We start from the raw sequence: 18,280 nt of genomic DNA on the forward strand, positions 1-18,280 counted from the left end.
AGGAATGTGCGTGCCCGAACTAGGCGCTGTGCAGCGCCCGTTCGAGGATCGCGGCGCCCTCCTCCGCCTCCGCGACGGTCAGTGAGAGCGGCGGGGCGACGCGGAGCACGCTGGTGTCGTGCCCGCCGCCCTTGCCGATGAGCAGGCCGCCCTCTCGGGCCGCTTCGAGCACGGCGGCCGCCGCCTGCGGGTTCGGCCGGTCCGTGCCGGGCTCGATCAGTTCGATGCCGATCATCAGGCCGCGTCCGCGCACCTCGCGTACGGCGGGCAGCTGGGCGCAGATGGCCCGCAGCCGCTCGATGAGGAGCCCGCCGACGCGCCGCGCGTTGCCCTGGAGGTCGTGCTCCAGGAGATACGTGAGGTTGGCGAGGCCGGCCGCCATGGTGACCGGGGAGCCGCCGAACGTGGAGATGGAGTTGGCGTCGAGGGAGTTCATGACCTCGGCGCGGGCCACGACTCCGCCGACCGACATGCCGTTGCCGATGCCCTTGGCGAAGGTGAGGATGTCCGGCGGGCCGTGTTGCGCGTGCGCCTGCCAGCCCCAGAAGTGGTCGCCCGTGCGGCCCCAGCCGGTCTGCACCTCGTCGGCGATCCACAGGATGCCGTGCTCGTCCAGGACTTCGCGGAACGCGGCGTACAGACCGTCGGGCGGGGAGGTGAAGCCGCCGACGCCCTGGACCGGCTCGGCGATCAGTGCGGCCACTCCCCCGCGGCTCTGCCCGAGCATGTCCCGCAGGTCGGCGACGCAGGCCGCCGTGAACTCGGCGTCGCTCAGGCCGGCGTACGGGCCGCGGCTGCGGACGCCCCCGTGGACGTACAGCGTCTGGAGGGGCGAGAGGCTGGTCGGCGACCACGACTGGTTGCCGGTGATGCCGACGGTGGTGAAGGACCGGCCGTGGTAGCTGTTGCGCATCGCCAGGATCTGGTTCGAGCGGCGGTGGGCGGTGGCGAGCAGCAGGGCGGCGTCGTTGGCCTCGGTGCCGGAGGTGGTGAAGAAGACGCGGGCGTCGGGGATGCCGGACAACGCCGCGATGCGCTCGGCCAGTTCCACCATGGGGCGGTTGAGGTAGAGCGTGGAGGAGTGGATGATCCGGCCCGCCTGCTCGCTCACCGCCTTGGTGACCTCGGGCAGGGCGTGCGCCGTCATGGTGGTGAGGATGCCGCCGAAGAAGTCGAGGTACTTCCTGCCGTCGGCGCCCCAGACGTGGCGGCCCTCGCCGTGGGTGAGCTCCATGGGCCGCTCGTAGTAGAGCGCGAGCCAGTCGGGCAGCACTGCCCGGTGGCGGTCGTACAGATCGGTCACGGCTGCACCAGCCCTTCGTAGGCGTCGGGTCGGCGGTCGCGGTAGAACGCCCACTGTTGGCGTACTTCCTCGATGAGGCCGAAGTCGAGGTCTCTGACGACGAGTTCTTCGGACTTGTCGCTCGCGGGCTCGCCGACGAACTGGCCGCGCGGGTCGACGAAGTAGCTCGTTCCGTAGAAGTCGTTGTCGCCGTACTCCTCCTGGCCGACGCGGTTGATCGCGGCGATGAAGTACTCGTTGGCGACGGCGGCCGCGGGCTGTTCCAGCTGCCAGAGGTGGGCGGAGAGGCCGCGTGAGGTGGCGGAGGGGTTGTAGACGATCTGGGCGCCGTTCAGCCCCAACTGCCGCCAGCCTTCCGGGAAGTGGCGGTCGTAGCAGATGTAGACGCCGACCTTGCCGACCGCGGTGTCGAAGACGGGCCAGCCCAGGTTGCCCGGCTTGAAGTAGTACTTCTCCCAGAAGCCCTTGACCTGGGGGATGTGGTGCTTGCGGTACTTGCCGAGGTAGCTGCCGTCGGCGTCGATCACGGCCGCGGTGTTGAAGTAGAAGCCGGACTGCTCGACCTCGAAGACGGGGACGACGATCACCATGCCGGTCTCGCGGGCGAGTTCCTTCATGCGGGTGACCGTGGGGCCGTCGGGGACGGGCTCGGCCCATCGGTAGTGCTCGGCCTCCTGCACCTGGCAGAAGTAGGGGGCGTTGAAGACCTCCTGGAAGCCGATCACCTTCGCGCCCTGCCGGGCCGCCTCGCGGGCGTGCTCCTCGTGCTTGGCGATCATTGATTCGGTGTCGCCCGTCCAGGTGGCCTGGACCAGTGCGGCGCGTACGACGTTGGCCATGAGCTGCTCCTTCGTATGCCCTTGAGAGGACGTCAGAGAGCTTCTACGCACGTAGATCCGGTGCGTGGATTAGGAGAACGTAAGCCTCCTCCGAGGGGCTGAGCAAGACCATCGCCGTCAACCGCCGGAGTCGATCATGTTTCGCACCCGAGCGGGCGAGAAACGGGCAGGGGTGATCCCGGTCAGGCGCTGAAACCGGCCACGCGCAGGGCGTGCACCAGGTCCCAGTGGTGCTCGTCCGACACCTGCCGTGCCGTCTCCAGGAGCAGGGGGATGAGGCGGTGGGGGTCGGTGTGCGCGCACCGGGCCACGTCCTCCGGCGTGCGGACGCGGAGGTAGGAGTCGAGGAGCGCGCGGGCCTCCCGCTCCCGGCCCGCGTCGATCAGCGCGACGATCGCCTCGGCGATCTCCGGCGCGGGGCGCGCGACGCCCTGCCGGAGCAGCTTCCGGCAGTCGTCGGCGCGGCCCGCACCGGCCAGCGCGTCCGCGAGCGCGACGAGCCGGTCGGGCGGCAGCGAGGCGGCCTCCCAGAGCAGGGTCGCCCAGTCGGCGGCGAGGCCCGCGCGGTGCAGTTCCGCGGCGAACAGCGGCAGCCTGGCCGCCGGCCAGCCCGCGGCCTCGACGAGCACGCCGTGCGCCTCGCCGCTGCGGCCCTCGCCGCGGAGCTTGACGAGTTCCCGCACGGCGTCGGACGTGGCACGGGCCCCGGGGTCCCCGCCGGGGACGTGTGGGGCTTTCGGCGCGGGCGCGGGCTCCTGCGCGCCGGACGCGAAGCGGGCGCCTCTGGGGGTGTGCCACGCCTCGTCCGATGCGGGCTCCGCGACGGGGGCGGCCGCGCCGGCGGGCGCGCCCTCGCCGCTCGCGACGCCGTCGAGTCCGGCGAACCGTGCGCCCCGGGGGCGCGCCGGATCGGCCGGGCCTTGCCCGGTGGCCTGCCGGGGCAGGCGCAGTTCGCCCCCGTGAGGGGCGGATGCCGTGCCGAGGTCCACCCACGACGGGCGTGCCGCGTCGGCGAGGCGGTCCATCCGGCCCTGGAGCTCGGCGCAGCGGGCGGTCGCGCGCTCGTGGTCGTCGCGCACCCAGGCCAGATCGAGGTTGACGCGGTCGGCCTCGTCGGCGTCGGCCGCGACGGTCAGCTGCCGCGTCAGGTCCGCCAGGCGTTCCAGGGCGATCCGCTGCTCGGTGAGCATCAGGTCGAGCCGGTCGCTGAGGCGTTCGCGGCCTCCGGGCCCGGCGTCGTACGCGGTGATCGCCGCGCGGTGCAGGGCGCTCGCCGTGCCCGCCTCGCGCTCGGCCTCCGGAATGCCCCGGTCCGCCGCGAGGTCGTGGAGCAGCGCCTGCACCACGTCCCAGGGCGGGACCTCGGCGCCGTCCAGGCAGGCACGCATGCCGTCCGGATCGCGCTGCCAGAACACGCCGCACCAGCCTGTCCCCTGATCCAACCGCCCCAGCAGATCCCTCAAGTACCTAGCGAACTCCCTCACCTGTTCGGGGAGTTGTTCCACTGCCATCCGACTTGCACCGCCCCGTGGAGCCTGGAGTCTTCCGGTCCGGAAGATAACACCAGACGTGTTACAGGACGACTACACGCAGTTTGCCACCACGGGCGCGCGGTACGGGAACGGCCGGCTCGGCACACCGTCGCGATCATGTCGCGATCACCGAGGACGGTCCCAGGATTCTCACGGCACTGTGACCCGGCGGGGACAATCCCCGACCTTGATCATCCGTACGCTTCTCCGGTGACACGAGAGATCATCGACTACGGACAGTTCGCGGACCGGCTGCGGGCCTGGCAACAGGGCCGACCCCGCTGGGAGTTGCTCGACGCGGTACAGCGCGAGTGGGGCTACGAGGACCCGGGCGGCGAGCCCGGCCACTCCCGGTGGGGCGGCGAGAACCGCACGGACGGCATCGACTGGGACCTGCCCGTCCCCGTGGCCCTGAACGAGTGGTGGGACTCCCCCGTCAACTCCTTCGCCTTCGATCCGCGCCTGTACTGGGTCCACACCCAGTGGCCGCCGACCATCTCGGAGCTCGAAGCGGCCGCGGACAGCGGCCTCGTGGGGCCCGGCGGCGACCGCCGCGTCTGCGTCTTCATGTCGGAGTACCACTACAGCCACGAGTGGGGCTATCTCGCCGCCGAGGCCGAACTGCCCGACCCGCGCGTCGTCGTGAGCGTCGGCGGCGCGTGGGTCGTGCAGAGCCGGTCGCTGTCCGAGTTCCTGACACAGCTGGCCTTCGAACGGCTGCCCGCACACTACGGCTGGACGCTGCGGGTGCGCAGGGCGACCGTCGACGCCGACCCGGAGATCGTCCGGCGCCTGACGTCCTCGTACCGCGAACTGGGCCTGCTGCCCTGGCAGGAGATGGGCACGGACGCCCTCTCGTACGGCGCGCCGGACGCGGTCATACGTCATGGACGCGGGCCCGGCGCCGACTTCGCGGTCGTCATCAACGCCCGTACGCGTGAGGCGCTCGTCGCCGTCGCCGAGACCCTCGGCGTCGACTGGTCCGGCGACAAGGCGATCAGCCCGCCCTCCGAGGTGCCCGCGCCCCTGGAGGACCTCGGGCCGCTCTCGCTGACACAGGGCGACGCCGATCCGCGGGGGCGCTGGACGGTCCTCTCCCGCGGGCCCGTCGCAACGCCGTCGGTGCCGGGCGCCGCCGCCGCGCTCGTCCCCGCGTCCGGCGTCCTGCGGTCGGTGGCCGCCGACCAGGACGCGACGACCCTCGTGGCGGGCGACACGGACGGCTGGGTGCACGTCCTGGAGACCGACGACGAGTCACCCGAGACGATCAGCCTGGCGCTGCACCGCGCGCCGGTCACCGCGCTCGCCTGCCTCGAGCTGGACAGCGGCAGGCGCCTCGTCCTGAGCGGCGACGAGAACGGCGTGATCCGCTACTGGAGCACCCGCCGCAAGCCGTTGCGCACCCCCTTCGCGCGGCGCCGCACGCCCGTCCGGGCGCTGGCGCCGGCACAGCTGGAGACGGGTCCCGCGCTCGCCGCCGCGTGGGCCGACGGCCTGGTCCGCGTCTGGGACCTGGGCTCCGACGCGGTGGCCGGGCTGCGTCTGGGCACCGGCATCAGATTCCTCGGCCTGGACGCGGACGGCACCCTGCACGTCACCGACGCGCACGGCACGTCCGCGCTCCGCCTGGACCCGGCGAAGCTGTGGCCGCACCGCGATCTCCAACTGCGCCTGGACGGCGTCGACTGGGGCTCGCTGTGGACCGCCCGCGGCCCCGGCCGCATGATCCCGGACCTGATCGGCAAGGTCGCGTCCGACGACAAGAAGACGGCCATGGACGCGGTCCACGACCTCTACCGGCTCCTGGTCTCCAAGGAGGCCGCCTCGACCGCCGCGGTCCCCGCGATCCCGTTCCTGGTCGAGCTGATGACCGACCCGGACAACAGGTCCCGCAGCACGCTGCTGCTGCTCATCGCCGACCTCGCCGACGTCCGCCGAGCGCGCGGCGGCCGCGGTGACGCCCAGCTCGCCGCCGTCCGCGAGGCGCTGCCCACGCTGCGGTATCTGCACGACGACCCGGAGTCGTCGATCCGCTGGGCGGCGAACGAGCTGGAGCAGAACTGCGCGGCCTCACCCGTCCCTTAGAGCCTTGAGGACAGGCCCTCAGTTAGAGCCTTGCGGACAGGCCCTCAGTCGGCGGGACGCACCACCATCGCGGACCCGCCGCCCCTGCGGACCTTCTCCGCCGCCGCGAGCCACTTGCCGCCCGGCAGCCGCTGCACGCCGGTGGCCGCGCCGATCTCCGGGTTCTGCTTGAAGGAGTGCCCGATCGACTCCAGGGAGTCCTTCACCCGGCTGTTCCAGAGCCCGGGTTCGAGCTCGGTCTGCGCGGCGTTGCGCTGGCTCGCGCGCGGCGCGGCGATCGCGTCGACCAGCGGGAGGCCCCGGTCGACGAAGCCCGTCAGGGTCTGCAGGACGGTGGTGACGATGGTCGCGCCGCCCGGTGAGCCGAGCGCCACCACCGGCTTGCCGTCCTTGAGGACGATCGTCGGGGAGATCGAGGACCGCGGCCGCTTGCCAGGGCCCGGCAGGTTCGGGTCGTGCACACCGGGGGCGGCGGGCGCGAAGGAGAAGTCGGTCAGTTCGTTGTTGAGCAGGAAGCCGCGACCGGGCACGGTGATACCGCTGCCGCCGGTCGACTCGATGGTGAGGGTGTACGCGACGACGTTGCCCCACTTGTCGGCGGCCGTGAGGTGCGTGGTGTTCTCGCCCTCGTACGTCGTCGGGGCCGCCTTGTCACCCGTGCCGCACGGCGTCGGCCGGCGCGGGTCGCCGGGTGCGAGGGGGCTCTTCAGGACGGACCTGTCCTTGATCAGGCACTCGCGCGAGTCGGCGTACCGCTGCGAGAGGAGCTCCTTGGCCGGTACGTCCTCGAAGGCCGGGTCGCCCACCCAGCGCCCCCGGTCGGCGAACGCGATGCGACTGGCCTCGATGTAGCGGTGCAGGTACTTCGTCTTCGACGCCCTGGAGAGGTCGGTGCGCTCCAGGATGTTCAGCGCCTCGCCGACGGTGGTGCCGCCGGAGGAGGAGGGCGCCATGGAGTAGACGTCCAGTCCGCGGTACCTGGTCTTCGTCGGGGCCTGGCGTTTGACCGCGTACGCCTTGAGGTCCTTGCGGGAGAGGTCGCCGGGCCGCACGACGCGGTCAGAGGCGGGGTCGACCGGCGGCTTGTTCACCGTGCGCACGAAATCCTCGGCAAGGTCTCCTCGGTAGAGCGCGCCGACGCCCTCGCGGCCCAGTTCCTTGTAGGTGCGCGCCAGGTCGGGGTTCTTGAACGTCGACCCGACCACCGGCAGCCTGCCGCCCGGCAGGAACAGCTTCGCCGTGTCGGGGAAGTCCCTGAACCGCTTCTCGTTCGACGCGGTCTGCGAGCGGAAGGTCGCGTCGACCGTGAATCCGTCGCGCGCGAGCCGCTCTGCGGGCTTCAGCAGGGTGCGCAGGCTTTTGCTGCCCCAGGTGTCCAGCGCCGACTGCCAGGTGGCCGGGGTGCCGGGGGTGCCGACGCCGAGGCCGCTGGTGACCGCCTGGTCGAAGGGGATCGGCTTGCCGTTCTCCAGGAAGAGCCCGGGTCCTGCGGTGCGCGGGGCCGTCTCGCGGCCGTCGATGGTGCTGACCTTGCGGGTCCTCGCGTCGTAGTGGACGAAGTATCCGCCGCCTCCGACGCCGGCCGAGTACGGCTCGGTGACGCCGAGCGCGGCGGCGGTGGCGACGGCCGCGTCCACGGCGTTGCCGCCCTTCCTGAGGACCTCGATGCCGACCGCCGAGGCGTCGGGGTCGACGCTGGCGACCGCCCCGCCGTGGCCGACGGCGACCGGCACCTTCTCCGGTGCGGCCGGTTCCGCTGAGCGCGTAGGCGAAGGGGGCGCGGCCGCACCGACCGACACCAATACCCCTCCGACCGCCAATAGCGTCAGATTCCGTACGACAGCGCGACGCATTCGTACCTCCTGTCAACAACCGTCTGCGCAGCGTAACTTCGAGTCCCCCGTCTCGTCAGGACCTCCTCGAACACGGGTCCGGCGGGCCGCTAGCATGCGCCCCCATGACTGAAGACGTGCGCACACTCGTCCTCGGCCTGATCGCGGTCGGCATCAGCGCCGTTCTCGGCTGGCTCGCCCGCGGCCACCTGTGGAAGCGCAGGCTCCGCCGCAAGCAGGCCTTCTTCGGGCTGCCCGACAACGCCGAGTCGCTGCTCGTGGTGAACCGCGACGCGGGCGGCCCCGAGCCGACCGTGATGCGCCAGGACGTGTTCGCGCTCCTGGAGCTGGCCGCGGTCATCAAGGAGTGCGGGGCGCACCAGCAGGTCGTCGCGCACGACGCGGCCCAGCAGGGTTTCGGTGAGCGCACGGAGTTCTGTGTGGGCAGTCCGGTGGCGAACCGCCGCATGGCGGCGCACATGCACAGCCTGCTGCCCGGCGTCCGGGTGAACAGCGAGCCCGAGCCGACGCCCGACCGCGGCGCCTTCCAGATCGGCGCCGAGCGCTACCGCCTGGAGGCCGGCCTCACGGAGTATGTGATCCTCGCCCGGCTCACCGCCGACCAGGGCCAGGAGGCGAGACCCGTCTTCCTCTTCTGCGGCCAGCGTGCGGTCACCAGCCAGGCGGCCACCCGCTATCTGGCACGCCACCACGAGAAGCTCGCCCGCAAGCACGGCAAGAACTCCTTCGTGCTGCTCCTGAAGATCGTCAATTCGCAGGCGTACGGTCCCGACGTCGTGGAGCTCGTCGGGGACGTGACGCGCGCGGCCCAGACCCCGCTGCCCACGCCGTCGGCCCGCACCTCCCATCGCGCCAAGTGACGCGGCCCTCACTGAGCGCCGACGCGATCCGGCCTCTTCCGTGATCTAGCAGGGAATTTCCGGACAACAGGCAACCCGTTCGGACGATCGTCCCTCTCACCGTGCAGTCCACATTCGCACGGAGGTACGTTCCTTGACCCCCCAGAGCTCTTCGAGCCGCCGACGCCCCCTTCGCACCCGCCACACGGCGACCGCGGGCCTTGCGGTGCTCGCCGCCGCCCTGACCGCCTGTTCGGGCGGCAGCGGCTCGTCCGGCGCCGACAAGGCCGCCGAGAAGCCGAAGATCTCGGTGAACCTCTCGGGGCAGCAGGCCGAGGCGGGCAAGCCGGTGAAGGTCAGCCTGGCCGACGGCAGGCTGAAGCAGGTCACGGTCGCCGACGACAAGGGCGCGAAGCTGTCCGGGAAGGTGTCGGCGAACGGCAGCACCTGGACCTCGGAGCGCAAGGCGGCGCCCGGCACCGCGTACCGGGTCGAGGCGAGCACCGACAAGGGCGGCAGCGCGAAGGCCTCCTTCAAGACGGCCGCGCCCGAGCAGGTCAACAAGGTGACGCTCGCCCCGGGCAAGGGCTCCACGGTGGGCGTCGCGCAGCCCCTCTCGATCACCTTCGACCACCCGGTGCGCAACAAGGCCGAGGTGGAGAAGCACCTGAAGGTGACGACGTCGAACGACACCACCGGGTCGTGGGGCTGGATCAAGAACCACGACGGCAAGGACCGCGTCGACTGGCGGCCCAAGGAGTACTGGAAGTCCGGCACGAAGGTGAAGCTGGACGCCCGGCTCAACGGCATCGACTCGGGCGGCGACGACTGGTTCGTCCGCGACTACGCGACCAACTTCACCGTCGGCAAGAACCAGGTCGTCAAGGTGAACCTGGACAGCAAGACGACGACGCTGACGCGCGACGGCAAGACCGTCAAGTCGGTGCCGATGTCGGCCGGCACGCCCGGTGGCGAGAAGGCCTCCTGGGGCGGCACCTCCGTCCTGATGTCGAAGGAAGGCACCATCAACATGCGCTCGGAGACGGTCGGCCTCACCGGCAGCAACTCCTACGACAAGATGGTCGACTACTCGATGCGCCTGACCTGGTCGGGCATGTACGCGCACGCGGCCCCATGGAACGCCTCGTACTTCGGCAACACCAACCACAGCTCGGGCTGCGTCGGTATGAGCACCGGTGACGCCGGCTGGCTCTACCGCGAGGCGCAGATAGGCGACCCCTTCGAGGTCGAGGGCAGCGGCTCGAAGGGCGTTCCGGACCCGGGCAACGGCTACGGCGAGTGGAACATCTCCTGGTCCGACTGGCAGGCGAAGAGCGCACTGGCGTAACCGTGCCCCCTCCAACGATCGTTACCGGGGCGTAACTTACCGACGGGTTACCCCCGGTAAAGGTTCGCGGTTACCGTCGGGTCACTTTGCACTTTCAACGAGTGAGGAAGTGACCCGTGAGAGCTCCGCACCCGCGCCGGGCCCTGCGTACGACCACCGTGGGCGCCGTCTCCGCGACGCTCGTCGCCGGCGCCGCCTTCGGCCTCGCCCCAGCGGCCCAGGCTGCCCCGGCGGCCCCGGCGGCCGCGCCGCCGGCCGCGAGCGCCACCGACGTACGCTTCGTCGACATACCCGGCGACGGCGGCACGATCCTCAAGGCCAACGTCTTCACTCCCAAGGGCGCGCAGCCGGGCACCCGTTACCCCGCGATCGTGCTGCCCACCAGTTGGGCGATGCCCCAGATCGAGTACGTCGCGCAGGCCCAGAAGCTCGCGAACTCCGGCTACGTCGTGGTCAGTTACAACTCGCGCGGCTTCTGGCAGTCCGGCGGCGAGATCGAGACGGCGGGCCCCGAGGACATCGCCGACGCGTCCAAGGTCATCGACTGGACCCTCGCCAACACCCCGGCCGACCCGTCGAAGGTCGGCATGGCGGGCGTCTCGTACGGCGCCGGGATCAGCCTGCTCGCCGCGGGGCACGACAAGCGGGTCAAGGCCGTCGCCGCGCTGAGCGGCTGGGGCGACCTGATCGACTCGATCTACAGCGGCCGCACCCAGCACTCCCAGGCCGCGGCCCTCCTCGGCGGAGCGGGCGCCCTCACCGGCCGCCCGAGCGCCGAACTCCAGCAGACCCTCAAGGACTTCCTCGGGTCCAACCTGGACAAGGAGGACGAGATGATCGCCTGGGGCGCGAAGCGCTCCCCCGCGACCTACCTCGACGACATCAACGAGAACGGCGCGGCCGTCATGCTCGGCAACGCCTGGGGCGACACCCTCTTCCCGCCGAACCAGTACGCGGAGTTCTACGAACGGCTGACCGGCCCCAAGCGCCTGGAGTTCCGCCCCGGCGACCACGCGACGGCCGAGGCGACCGGTCTGCTCGGCCTGCCCAACGACACCTGGACCTCCACCCAGCGGTGGTTCGACCACTACCTCAAGGGCGCGGACAACGGCATCGACAAGGAACAGCCGGTCCAGCTCAAATCCCGGTCGGAGGGCGGCTACGAGGGCTACCCGGACTGGAAGTCGGTCGGCCCCGACCGCAAGAAGATCGCCATGGCGGGCTCCACCACGATCCGCGCCAACGTCGACTCGGGCGCCAACGGCGGCATCGCCATCCTGTCGAACGCCCTCGACCAGTTCCTCAAGATCCCGCCGACGGCGTCGGTGCCGCTGCTCCCGCGCCGGTACACGGGCGTCTGGCAGTCGGAGCGGTACACATCGGCCCAGCGGGTGCGCGGGACGGCGAAGCTGCACACCACGCTCACCAGCACCAAGGAGAGCGGCACCCTCGTCGCGTACCTCTACGACGTGGGCCCGCTCGGCCTCGGCAAGCTGGTCAGCAACGCGCCGTACACCTTCCACGGCAAGACGCCCGGCAAGCCGTTCGGCGTGGACCTGGAGCTGTTCTCCACGGCCTACGACGTACCGGCAGGACACAGGCTCGCCCTGGTGGTCGACACGGTCGACCCGCTCTACATCGAGCACAACCCGTCCGGCGCGCAGCTGACCTTCTCCTCGCCGGAGTCGGACCCGTCGTACGTGTCCGTCCCCCTGCGCGAGCAGTGATCACCGGCTGCTGCCGGGTGGGCCTGTTTCAGCTACCGCGTACCTGGCAGCAGCGTCCCTGGTTCCGCCGGGGCCACGTCCGCGGCCTCGGTCTTGGGGTTGCGCCGCTGACGCCTGGACACCCACTGGGCGAACCACGACAGCAACATGCACATCCCGATGTAGATCGGTGAGATCACCATGACAACGGGGATGAAGGGCAAATCGTAGTCGAGGTTCGACGCGATGAGCTTCCCGGCATGGAGGAACTCCTCGTAGGTGATCAGATATCCGAGCGAGGTGTCCTTCAGGGCCACCACCAACTGGCTGATGATGGCGGGCAACATGGCCCGCACGGCCTGCGGAACGAGGACGTGCCCCATGACCTGCGTCTTGCGCATTCCGAGTGCGTAGGCCGCCTCCCGCTGCCCCCTCTCCACGGAGTTGACGCCGGATCGGAAGACCTCGGCGAGTACGGAGCCGTTGTAGAGCGTGAGCCCGGCGACCAGCGCGGGCAGCGGCTGGACCTTCAGCGCCACGAAGACGAAGAAGATCATCACCAGGACCGGCATGGCGCGGAAGAACTCCACGACGAGCGTGGCCAGCCAGCGCACGGGCCGGTGGTCGGAGAGGCGCCCCATGGCGAGCAGGCCGCCGAGCGCGAGGGCGAGGACCGCGGAGATCGCGAAGGCCTTGAGCGTGTTGCCGAGGCCGCGCAGGAGGAGCTCCTGGATGCCCTTGTACTCGAAGGGCGTCCACTTCGTCGTCGTGAACTGGTCGGTGTCGAAGAGCAGATACACGATCCAGCCGACGAGGGCCAGCACGAGCAGGGTGGAGAGCATCCCGTACAGCCGGTGCCTGCGGACGGTCCTGGGGCCGGGGATGTCGTAGAGGGCGGTGGAATCGTGGGAGAGGGCTTTCATCGGGCGACTCCCCAGCGCTTTTCGAGGACATTGAAGACCGCGCTGATGGCCAGGGTGATGATGAGGTAGCCGAGGGCGATCCAGCCGAACGTCCAGATGATGTTGTAGCCCAGCTCGCTCAGCGTCTTGTACGTGCCGAGCAGTTCGGTGACGCTGAACGCGCCCGCGATCGCGGAGTTCTTGGCCAGCGCGATGAGGTTGGAGCCGACCGGCGCGATGACGGACCGGAAGGCCTGCGGCAGCACGACCATGGACAGGGTCTGGCCGAAGCTCATGCCGAGGCTCCTGGCCGCCTCGCCCTGCCCCTTCGGCACGGTGTTGATGCCGGACCTGAGCGCCTCGCAGATGAAGGCGGAGGTGTAGCAGCCGAGGGCCAGCACGGCGAACACCTTGAAGGGCAGCACGAGTCCGAAGCGCGGCAGTCCGAGCAGCACGGCGAAGAAGAGCAGTGTGAGCGGCGTGTTGCGCAGAACCGTCACCCACACCGTGCCGAGCGCCCGGAAGGAGCCGACGGGCGCCACCCTGAACGACGCCATGACGAAGCCGAGCACGAGCGCGAGCAGCGAGGCGAAGACGGTGAGTTCGACGGTGCCGACGAACCCCTCGCCGAACGTGGAGAAGTTGTCTGTCAGTACGTCCACGACGCCTCCTCAGCTCGCCGGGTAGCGGTCGATGGCGGGCGGGCTCGGCGCCGGGACCCCGGAGAGGCCGAGCGTGGCGTCGTACGCCTTCTTCCAGTCGCCGTTCTTCTCACCGGCGGCGAGGGCGTCGTCGACGGCGAACCGGAGGGCGTTGTCGCCCCGGGGCACGCCGATGCCGTACGGCTCCTCGGAGAACGGCTTGCCGACCACCTTCAGCTCCTCGGGCACCTTGGCCGCGTAGCCGATCAGGATCGCGTCGTCGGTCGTGACGGCGTCGACCTGATAGGTCAGCAGGTTGTCGACACAGACCGAGTACGTGTCGTACGCGACGAGCGTGGCCTTCGGGTGGTCCTTCTGGATTCGCTGGTACGGGGTGGACCCGGCGGCCGAGCAGACGCGCTTGCCGGCGAGATCCCCGGGCCCCTTGATGTCGTCCTCGTCGCTGCGCACCAGCAGACCCTGACCCGCCATGTAGTAGGGGCCGCCGAAGCCGACGAGCTTCTTGCGGTTGTCGTTGATGGTGTAGGTGCCGACGTAGTAGTCGATCTGCCCGTTCTGCAGGGCGGTCTCGCGGTTCGCCGACGCGATGGTCTTGAACTCGATCTTCCCGGGGTCCACGCCGAGCGAGGCCGAGATCATCTTGGCGATCTCGATGTCGAAGCCGGAGTATCTGCCGCTCGCCGGGTCCTTCTCGCCGAGGTAGGGCTGGTCCTCCTTGGCACCGACGATGAAGCGGCCGCGGCTCTTCGCCTTCTTCCAGGTCCCCGACGCGGGCAGCTGGAAGCCGGTCGCCACGCGGTACTTCGGCAGTTCGTCGGCGGCGGGGCCCTTGGTCGGCGGGCTGCCGTCCTTGCCGCACGCGGCGGCGGTGAGGGCGGCGAGGGCGAGCACCACGAGCAGGCGCGTCGTACGCATGGTGTTTCGCTTGGTGTTTCGCTTGGTGGTTCGCATGGTGGTTCGCTTCACGAGCACGTCCCCCCGTCAGTGCTTGAGGATCTTGGAGAGGAAGTCCTTGGCGCGCTCGCTCTCCGGGCGGGTGAAGAAGTCCTCGGGGGTCCGGTCCTCGACGATGCGGCCGTCGGACATGAAGACGACGCGGTTGGCCGCGGAGCGGGCGAAGCCCATCTCGTGGGTGACGACGACCATGGTCATGCCCTCGCGCGCGAGCTGCTGCATGACTTCGAGGACCTCGTTGATCATCTCGGGGTCGAGGGCCGAGGTCGGCTCGTCGAAGAGCAGCGCCTTGGGGTCCATGGCCAGCGCGCGGGCGATGGCCACGCGCTGCTGCTGGCCGCCGGAGAGCTGCGCCGGGTACTTCTCGGCGTGCGCGGACAGACCCACGCGCTCAAGGAGTTCGCGGGACCGCTTCTCCGCCTCGTCCTTCTTGCGGCCGCGCACCTTGACCTGCGCGAGGGAGACGTTCTGGAGAACGGTCTTGTGCGCGAAGAGGTTGAAGGACTGGAAGACCATGCCGACCTCGGCGCGGAGCTTCGCGAGTGCCTTGCCCTCGTCGGGCAGTGGCTGTCCGTCGAGTCTGATCTCTCCCGACTGGATGGTCTCGAGCCGGTTGATCGTTCGGCAGAGTGTTGATTTGCCCGACCCCGACGGGCCGATGACCACGACCACCTCCCCCTTGCCGACGGTGAGGTTGATGTCCTGGAGGACATGCAGCTCTCCGTAGTACTTGTTCACATCACGCAGCTCGATCAAAGGATCGACGGCCATGGCAAGACCTGCCCACTCTCAGCTGTGTACGTCCGCGCAAACTATCCACGTGAAAACGGGGCTTACTGGACGACACGCACTTATGGGCATTAACCGTATTTGAGGCAATTCCGGCTGCGCCTAGGAAGTCATGAGGTCACGCCTAGGAGGTCACGGGGTCACGTCTCGGAGGCCGTGCGGTCACGCTTCGGAGGCCGTGCGGTCACGCTTCGGAGGCTTCGGCGTAGACCTGGGACAGTTGGGGCGCTCCCTGCACGGCCCAGTCGAGTCCCGCCTCGACGACCTGGATGTCGCGCCCGCTCCTCAGCCGCACGACGGGGCTGCCGCCCGGCCAGACGTGCCAGGTCGCGCCCGGCACCGTGCGCACCACGACGGTTCCCAGATAGAGCCCGGCGTCGTTGCCGAGCCAGGGCAACAGCTCGGGGTCGTCGCGCCAGCGCGGCTTGAGCTGGTCCAGGGCCGCCAACGAGGCCGGGGAGTCGTCGAGTTCGAGCCCGGCGGCACTCGCCTGAGACCGCAGCAGCTCACACTCGGAGAGCAGCTCGGCCACGCCGTCCGGGTCCTCCTCGAACGCGGCAGCGAGCCCCTCCGCCCGGTCCGTCGCGGAGTGCCGCCTGCGCCACTTGTCGAGGAACGGGATGTTCATGGTCGGCCTCTCCGTCGCGTGGCGCCGCCGGATGCGCGGCCTGGCGCTGATTCCGTATGTCCAAGAATATATCTTGCATCAGTTGATCACGGAATGCGCGAATCCGACGGCCCGGTGACGGCCACAGCCCCGCTCCCCCCTTCCTCTCCCCTCCTTCCCCTCCCCTCCTTCCCCTCCCAACTCCTCACCCAGGTCCGCTCGGCAGATGACGGAGGGGAGACTGTTCCTCCCCGACGGGGTACTCGTGGGCGCCCGAGGGGCACGTCCTGTTCGGCCCCTCCGGTTCGGTCTGTTCGGTTCGGTTCGGTCTGTTCGGTTCGGTCTGTTCGGTCCGGGAGGTGGGCGATGGAGTGGTGGGTGTGGTTGATCGCCGTGATCGTCGTGGTGGGGCTGCTGGCCGCCGCGGTGATCGGCGTACAGGCGCGGCGGCGCAGCGGAGGCGTGATCGTGGTGCGGCGCGGCCGGCGGTCCGGACGGGGGAGGGTGTGATGACGATGCCCCTGCCGGTGCTGATGCCGGCCGGTGACCTCACCAAACGCCCTGTGGTCACGCTGGGCGGCGAAGCGGTCGCCCAGGTCAAGGATGTGGTGCTCGACGGGGCGGGCGGCCGGATCGCCGGCTTCACGCTGGCCGGACGGGGCCTTCTGTCCGGGCCGATGCGCAAGAGCCTGCCGTGGGCGGCCGTGCACTCCCTGGGCGCGGACGCGGTGATGATCACCTCGGTCGAGGCCCTGGAGGACAGGTCCGCCGTCGCCTCCGGGGACGAGGCCTCCGGCGGCCTGATCCGCGGGGCCCGCGTACTGACGGACCAGGGGGTCCAGGTGGGCACGGTGCTCGACGTGGTGGTCGAGGCGGGCCGCGAGGGACGGGTGGTCGGCTTCGAAATGTCCTCCACGGAGGCGCTGGGCCACCACGAACGCAAGGTCTTCCTCCCCCTGACCACCCACGCGGCCATGACCGGCGACACCCTCCTGATCCCCTCCCACGACACGACACACGCCGTGGATGAGCTCGGTGAGCTGGCGGTGGTGGTGGGGCGAGAGCGGGGCTTGGGAGGCGGGGAGTTCGGAGACGACGGGGCCGCTGGGGGCGGGGAGTTCGGAGACGGGGCCGCTGGGGGTGGGGCTTTCGGGGCGGGGGCCGCGGGGGCGGGAGGCGTCGAGACGCGGTCGGCGGGGGCGGAGGCCACTGGCACGGGGTCCGCCGATACGGGGTCGACCGGCGCCGGGTCCGCCGGGGCAAGGGCCACCGGCACAGGGCCCGCCAACACGGGGCCGACCAGGGCAGGCGCTGGCGGCACAGGGTCCGTCGGCACGGGGCCGACCGGGGCCGGGTCCGCCGGCACGGGACCCGCCGACACCGGGCCGACCAGGGCAGGCGCCGGCGGCACAGGGCCCGTCGGCACGGGGCCGACCGGGGCAGAGCCCGCCGGCACGGGACCCGCCGACACGCGGTCGACCGGCGCAGGAACCACCGACACGGGGCCGACCGGCGCCGGGTCCGCCGGGGCAAGGGCCACCGACACGGGGACCACGCGAGCGGGGCCCGCCGGGGCGGGGAGCGTCGAGACGCGGTCCGCCGGGGCAGAGGCCACCGGCACGGGCCCCGCCGACACCGGGCCGACCGGCGCCGGGCCCGCCGGGGCAAGGGCCACCGACACGGGGACCACGCGAGCGGGGCCCGCCGGGGCGGGGGCCACCGGAACGGATCCCACGGGCATGGGGACCGCCGGGGCGGGGTTCGCGGACACAGGGTCCACCAGCACGTGGCTCGCAGGCACGGGGTCCGCCGGATTGGAACTCCCAGACACACGGGCCGCCGGGACGAGGTTCTCCGGGGCGGGGGCCGCTGCGGCAGGGCCCATCGGCACAGGGGATGCCGAGGCAGGACCCGCCGGCAGCCGGCCTACCAGCACCACGCCCATCAGCGCCGGGCCCACCGGGGCGGAGGCCACCGGCACGGGCCCCGCCAGGATGGGGCTCACGGACACGAGCTCCTCCGGCGCGGTGCCCAGGGACACGGGCCCCACCGGGGCCGGCCCCACCGGGGCCAGGCCCACCGGAGCCGGACCCACCGGAGCCGGACCCACCGGAATGAGGCCCGCCGAGGCGGGAAGCGCTGGCGGAGGACCCCTCCGCGCCGGGCCCACCGACACCGGACCCGCCGGCCCCACCCGCCCCACCCGCCCCGAACGCACAGACGCCCCCCGCACCCGTCCCCACGGGGCCGGCGACGTCGGTGAGGGGTGGGGAGCGTGATGTTGCTCAGTCAGGTCGTGGGGCGGCCGGTCGTCAGTGCGGCGGATGCCTCGCACATCGGTACCGTCGCCGGGCTCGTCGTCGCGCCGGAAGAGGCGCTGATCACCGCCGTCCGGCTGGACGGCGTCAAGGGCGGCGGCGACGTCATCGCCTGGGCGGACGTGCACGCGGTGGGGCCGGACGCGGTGGTCGTCGGGGCGGCGTCGGCGGCCCGGTTCGCCTCGACGGACTCGTCGGAGAGCCAGGACCTGCTCGGCAAGCGCCTGTTGACGGAACTGGGCGACGCCGCGGGAACCCTCGCCGACGTCGCGTTCGACCCGGAGTCCGGTCTCATCCACACCCTCCACACCTCCCGCGGCGACCGCGTCCCCGGCCTCCACCTGCTCGGAATCGGCTCGTACGCGGTGGTGATCCGAGCGGCCGACGCGGGTGCCGCGGGTGCCGCGGGTGCCGTCCGGGCTTGAGCTCCCCTCACCCCTGACGCCGAATCCGGAGCTGGATACGATCAGCCGCTGATCCAGCGACCGACCGGGAGCGAGGCGGGGGACGTGGCAAGGGGTGCGGTAAGAGGCGTGACAAGGG

At 71.1% G+C, this 18,280-nt stretch carries 16 protein-coding genes; 7 read left to right on the forward strand and 9 right to left on the reverse strand.

Annotation, left to right across the window (positions count from 1 at the left end; genetic code table 11):
* Positions 1-19 precede the first annotated feature (19 nt).
* The 3 genes from AB0N81_RS17665 to AB0N81_RS17675 form a co-directional block, all read right to left on the reverse strand.
* Positions 20-1,303 (reverse strand): aspartate aminotransferase family protein, encoded by a 1,284-nt coding sequence (locus AB0N81_RS17665; protein ID WP_365359140.1) that lies wholly within the window; start codon positions 1,301-1,303, stop codon positions 20-22.
* Positions 1,300-2,142, reverse strand: coding sequence for a nitrilase-related carbon-nitrogen hydrolase (locus tag AB0N81_RS17670; RefSeq protein WP_365359142.1), 843 nt, complete (start codon positions 2,140-2,142; stop codon positions 1,300-1,302). The genes AB0N81_RS17665 and AB0N81_RS17670 overlap by 4 nt, the downstream gene beginning before the upstream one ends.
* 182 nt (positions 2,143-2,324) lie before the next feature.
* On the reverse strand, positions 2,325-3,653 hold the full coding sequence (locus tag AB0N81_RS17675) for a hypothetical protein (RefSeq protein ID WP_365359144.1): 1,329 nt from the start codon (positions 3,651-3,653) through the stop codon (positions 2,325-2,327).
* Positions 3,654-3,884: 231 nt separating this feature from the next.
* Between AB0N81_RS17675 and AB0N81_RS17680 the strand changes: the two genes are divergently transcribed.
* The gene (locus AB0N81_RS17680) at positions 3,885-5,759 is read left to right on the forward strand and encodes a hypothetical protein (RefSeq protein ID WP_365359146.1); all 1,875 of its coding nucleotides are present in this window, start codon (positions 3,885-3,887) and stop codon (positions 5,757-5,759) included.
* A gap of 44 nt (positions 5,760-5,803) precedes the next feature.
* On the opposite strand, the gene ggt is transcribed toward AB0N81_RS17680, so the two are convergent.
* A complete protein-coding gene (ggt, locus tag AB0N81_RS17685) occupies positions 5,804-7,612 on the reverse strand; it encodes a gamma-glutamyltransferase (protein ID WP_365359148.1) in 1,809 nt (602 codons plus the stop codon).
* A gap of 104 nt (positions 7,613-7,716) precedes the next feature.
* On the opposite strand from ggt, the gene AB0N81_RS17690 reads away from it, so the two are divergent.
* The 3 genes from AB0N81_RS17690 (at position 7,717) to AB0N81_RS17700 (ending at position 11,526) form a co-directional block, all read left to right on the forward strand.
* Positions 7,717-8,472: a hypothetical protein gene (locus AB0N81_RS17690; RefSeq protein WP_365359150.1), complete on the forward strand. Its 756-nt coding sequence runs from the start codon at positions 7,717-7,719 to the stop codon at positions 8,470-8,472.
* A gap of 205 nt (positions 8,473-8,677) precedes the next feature.
* Positions 8,678-9,799 carry an Ig-like domain-containing protein gene (locus AB0N81_RS17695; RefSeq protein WP_365359489.1) on the forward strand — a complete coding sequence of 374 codons (1,122 nt, stop codon included), beginning with the start codon at positions 8,678-8,680 and terminating at the stop codon, positions 9,797-9,799.
* A 116-nt stretch (positions 9,800-9,915) separates the two neighbouring features.
* Positions 9,916-11,526: a CocE/NonD family hydrolase gene (locus AB0N81_RS17700; RefSeq protein WP_365359152.1), complete on the forward strand. Its 1,611-nt coding sequence runs from the start codon at positions 9,916-9,918 to the stop codon at positions 11,524-11,526.
* Between the two features lie 32 nt (positions 11,527-11,558).
* Here AB0N81_RS17700 and AB0N81_RS17705 read toward each other — a convergent pair whose 3' ends face one another.
* From AB0N81_RS17705 to AB0N81_RS17725, 5 genes are all read right to left on the reverse strand, one after another.
* A complete protein-coding gene (locus AB0N81_RS17705) occupies positions 11,559-12,428 on the reverse strand; it encodes an amino acid ABC transporter permease (RefSeq protein ID WP_365359154.1) in 870 nt (289 codons plus the stop codon).
* A complete protein-coding gene (locus AB0N81_RS17710; protein ID WP_365359156.1) occupies positions 12,425-13,069 on the reverse strand; it encodes an amino acid ABC transporter permease in 645 nt (214 codons plus the stop codon). Before AB0N81_RS17710 ends, AB0N81_RS17705 begins: the two co-directional genes overlap by 4 nt.
* A gap of 9 nt (positions 13,070-13,078) precedes the next feature.
* Entirely contained in the window at positions 13,079-13,984 is a 906-nt protein-coding gene (locus AB0N81_RS17715) for a glutamate ABC transporter substrate-binding protein (RefSeq protein WP_365359158.1), read from the reverse strand.
* A 66-nt stretch (positions 13,985-14,050) separates the two neighbouring features.
* A complete protein-coding gene (locus tag AB0N81_RS17720; protein WP_365359160.1) occupies positions 14,051-14,794 on the reverse strand; it encodes an amino acid ABC transporter ATP-binding protein in 744 nt (247 codons plus the stop codon).
* Positions 14,795-14,996: 202 nt separating this feature from the next.
* On the reverse strand, positions 14,997-15,440 hold the full coding sequence (locus AB0N81_RS17725) for a DUF6278 family protein (protein ID WP_365359163.1): 444 nt from the start codon (positions 15,438-15,440) through the stop codon (positions 14,997-14,999).
* A 345-nt stretch (positions 15,441-15,785) separates the two neighbouring features.
* Between AB0N81_RS17725 and AB0N81_RS17730 the strand changes: the two genes are divergently transcribed.
* From AB0N81_RS17730 to AB0N81_RS17740, 3 genes are read left to right on the forward strand one after another with little or no spacing between them, the layout of a single operon-like run.
* Positions 15,786-15,929: a hypothetical protein gene (locus AB0N81_RS17730; RefSeq protein ID WP_365359165.1), complete on the forward strand. Its 144-nt coding sequence runs from the start codon at positions 15,786-15,788 to the stop codon at positions 15,927-15,929.
* A complete protein-coding gene (locus AB0N81_RS17735; RefSeq protein ID WP_365359167.1) occupies positions 15,929-17,698 on the forward strand; it encodes a PRC-barrel domain-containing protein in 1,770 nt (589 codons plus the stop codon). The genes AB0N81_RS17730 and AB0N81_RS17735 overlap by 1 nt, the downstream gene beginning before the upstream one ends.
* Positions 17,695-18,162 (forward strand): hypothetical protein, encoded by a 468-nt coding sequence (locus AB0N81_RS17740; RefSeq protein WP_365359169.1) that lies wholly within the window; start codon positions 17,695-17,697, stop codon positions 18,160-18,162. Before AB0N81_RS17735 ends, AB0N81_RS17740 begins: the two co-directional genes overlap by 4 nt.
* Positions 18,163-18,280: the final 118 nt, after the last annotated feature.

This window comes from Streptomyces sp. NPDC093510, from assembly GCF_040683555.1.
Classification (GTDB): Bacteria; Actinomycetota; Actinomycetes; order Streptomycetales; family Streptomycetaceae; genus Streptomyces.